A 449-nucleotide genomic window follows, 5' to 3' on the forward strand; every position below is an offset into this window, starting at 1 on the left:
TTTTTGAAGTGATGCCCGCACCACCGGCAATTGCCAGTCAGCTGCGTATCCAGATTAATGAACGTATCCACTTCTCACGCCGTGTTCGCTATGTGGATGGCAAACCTCTGATGCTTGAAGACAGCTACATGCCGGTAAAATTATTCCGTAATCTGTCACTGGCACATCTGGAAGGGTCAAAATTCGATTACATTGAGAAAGAGTGCGTGATAACAATCAGCGGCAACTATGAAAGTCTGACCCCCGTTCTTGCTGATAAGCAGCTCTCCGCACAGATGAACGTACCTGAACAGACGCCGTTATTACGCATTACCTCGTTGTCATACAGTAATAGCGGGGAATTTCTAAATTATTCAGTCATGTTCAGAATCGCCAGCGAATACCAGGTGGACTACCACTTACGGCGCGTCCACACGGACCCGTCCTGACGTTAACCCATTCCCCAGAAG

At 48.1% G+C, this 449-nt stretch carries 1 protein-coding gene; it reads left to right on the forward strand.

What is annotated here, in order from left to right; genetic code table 11:
• Positions 1-428, forward strand: a 428-nt coding sequence (locus ACU8YC_RS27560) for a GntR family transcriptional regulator (RefSeq protein WP_446896335.1), incomplete at its 5' end; no start/stop codon positions are given.
• Positions 429-449: the final 21 nt, after the last annotated feature.

The organism is Citrobacter sp. VF227 (assembly GCF_052950715.1).